1 protein-coding gene is annotated in these 704 nt (G+C 34.4%); it reads left to right on the top strand.

The genetic code is table 11. From position 1 onward, the window contains the following. A partial coding sequence (locus ACYVRH_RS13880) for an adenine-specific methyltransferase EcoRI family protein (protein WP_461257474.1) occupies positions 1-704 on the top strand: 704 nt, incomplete at both ends.

Here is a 704-nt window from a genome sequence, read left to right as displayed (position 1 = left end):
ATACATCACTTCCAATATCTTGGCTTAAAAAAATTAATATGCACCCATTACAGCGGTCCTGTAGATTTATTTAATCAAGGCGCAAAGGGTTATATATTTACAAAAACAGGTTTTAAGGAATTCAAAAAATATCCCGAAGGTTATACGGGAAGTTTCGATGATCCCTTGTCATTGAAGATTCTTAAAGAAGAAGCGGATATAGTATGCACGAACCCGCCGTTTTCAAGAGCGGTAGATTATTGGGAAATTACTATTAAAAGCGGTAAGAAGTTTTTAATCATTTCTAACATAGCAAATGTTTTAACCACGGCATATCTTCCTTATTTCTATAATAATAAAGTATGGGCAGGTTATAATGAAGTGGATTGGTTTCAAACGCCTAAAAGGGAACTTACCAGAGCGGCAGGTTATTGGTTTACCAATTTTCCAATAAAAGACAGACCGAGATATAAACAATTAAAAATAATGCCGTTAAAAGATATACCTGATAAATATAAAAAACATGACGATTCCAAAATGTTATTAGTGGATAATAGCTTTATCCCTAGTGACTATAAAAAGCCTTTTGCCGTATCTACCCGCCCCATATTAAACGGCTTATTGGAAAAGCGAGTTAAGGAATTAATGGAGGATGATGACGTTACCAAAAAATCAGGCATATATCCGTACCTTATAACAGGCGATGAAAAATACTTGAGTATACG

It is taken from the genome of Treponema sp. R80B11-R83G3 (genome assembly GCF_054786115.1).
Note: the sequence above shows the minus strand (reverse complement) of the source record. Positions and strands in the feature narration are given on the sequence as shown.